The sequence below is a fragment of the Neobacillus drentensis genome (assembly GCF_036962765.1).
In the GTDB taxonomy this organism is placed as follows: domain Bacteria; phylum Bacillota; class Bacilli; order Bacillales; family Cytobacillaceae; genus Neobacillus; species Neobacillus drentensis_C.
The window spans coordinates 1-1,499 of record NZ_JBALOS010000126.1; the positions used below are offsets into that span (position 1 = coordinate 1).

Sequence of the window (1,499 nt, forward strand, 5' to 3'; positions counted from 1 at the left end):
CTAATAGGTATTGACCCTGTTGAAACAAACTAAATACGCCTAAACTGGAGATAATACTATGTTAATAAATACTAAATTAAAGTCACAAAGTGTCTCTGCCTATTTTAAGTCACTGGGTATCAAAAACTGCTTAACCAAAGAAGACTTTTGGACCCATGTAACCCATGTTGACTCCTTCTTGGCTAAGGAACTCCAACCCATTATGGAGCGCAAACTAAATGGGAATCTTTATGAAGTGAAAAACCGAACACTGGCCTTCAGTTTGGCGGTAGAATCATGGACGATGAATTTCCATCAGTCCCTTCTCAACTGGATCAATCAGCAAACTCATTTAAAGCCGAAGCGGATTTTGGAAATTGGGTGTGATAATGGGTTGCTGTCTTGTTGGTACGCCTCGATTTTTCCAGATGCGGAGATCGTTGGCATTGAACAGTGTGGAAATGGAATTCAATGTGCACAGCAGTTGGCCATGCTGCAAGGGCTTAATAACGTGAGTTTTTACCAAATGGATTTTATGGAGGTAACTGAACACTTTTCCCTGAATTCTTTTGATTTAATCATTTCATCACGGACCTTTCATGAGATTATGGGGCCTATTATGATTTCAAACTATTGGTCACTTCTAGAGTACATGAAGGAGAATCCGACCTATGGTGACAGTTGTTATTTAGAAATAGTCCATCGTTTGTTAACGGAGGATGGATTGTATCTCTCTTGCGAACAATTGAAAAATTCCGCAGATCTCGGAAGGTGGGCGAATGTGCTTCATGATGCGGGTTTGCATATTCAATGGGATGACAGTGGTACCATCGAATACCATGAAATAGGAGTAGATAGGCTGTCTCCTGTGATTGTGGCGACAAAAAGGGAAACCAGTCTTGAAACCTTGAAAGGTATGGAACAACTATATACGAAAGGTTACCCACTTGTATTGGAGGAGGGTAGGTCCTATAAAGGAGGGACAGCGGAGTTTGCTTATCAACAGCTGGGGGAGAAAACATTCTTCACAGGAATTCAATTGAAAGTGATGAACCATTGGCATGTGTTTCGACTTGAGCTTTGGGAGACTGATAGGTTTTTGCTTGTCTATAACTATGGAAATATGGGGTATCATGAATTGGATATTTTACCTGCCTACGCATATGAAGAGGCACACCGGTTGATGGAGGAGGCGGTTGGGGAGTTCGGTCACCTTGGTCCGCTTGTTTGGTATCACACCTTGGATGAACGACCAGAATAGCAGCTACAATCCCCATGCTATTTTAACTATAACCCGAATAATGGACATTTAAAAAAGTCCATTGTTCGGGTTTTTTTTGTATTCCTTGGATTAAAATCTGTTTAAAATCAATTAAAAGGACATAATCGGAGGAAAAATCAAGATGAGTAAGATTATATGAATAAGTTATTAGGGAGTAATCCCAATGTTAACCATGTGTAAGAACGCAGATTTCATATACACCTGACTTTAAGATAAAAACTGTAAGAGAGAATATTAA

General features: G+C 39.8%; 1 protein-coding gene. It reads left to right on the forward strand.

Annotated features, from left to right (window positions below; genetic code table 11):
* Window positions 1-58 precede the first annotated feature (58 nt).
* Window positions 59-1,240: a methyltransferase domain-containing protein gene (locus V7137_RS16410; RefSeq protein WP_335699074.1), complete on the forward strand. Its 1,182-nt coding sequence runs from the start codon at window positions 59-61 to the stop codon at window positions 1,238-1,240.
* Window positions 1,241-1,499: the final 259 nt, after the last annotated feature.

What these genes read in the sequence shown, in the direction of transcription:
- V7137_RS16410 (WP_335699074.1), top strand. Translation starts at nt 59, where the DNA reads ATGTTAATAAATACTAAATTAAAGTCACAAAGTGTCTCTGCCTATTTT.